This is a genomic window from Vibrio sp. OPT24 (assembly GCF_015163545.1).
GTDB classification, from domain to species: Bacteria; Pseudomonadota; Gammaproteobacteria; order Enterobacterales; family Vibrionaceae; genus Vibrio; species Vibrio cyclitrophicus.
Map to the genome: position 1 here is coordinate 1 of NZ_JADDYI010000069.1, position 246 is coordinate 246.

1 protein-coding gene is annotated in these 246 nt (G+C 42.3%); it reads right to left on the reverse strand.

Translation table 11 applies throughout. The features are described from left to right. Positions 1 to 246: DDE-type integrase/transposase/recombinase (locus IQO02_RS22605; protein ID WP_193838631.1), on the reverse strand; the 246-nt coding region annotated here is incomplete at both ends.

Sequence of the window (246 nt, forward strand, 5' to 3'; positions counted from 1 at the left end):
ATGCTTGGGACAATTCCATTTTTTGATAGTAAAGCTTGAACTTCATGGGCTCGATATTCAGAGCCTCTGTCAGTATGAAATAACAGGCGCTCTTGTGGATTTCGATTTCTAATGGCCATTCTCAGCGAACTCATCGTTAGTTGTGTATTCTTCTTACTACCAAGCGACCAACCGACGACTTTACGCGAGTAAAGATCAATAACGACCGCTAGATACATCCAACGTTTGCCTTGCCTGATATACGTT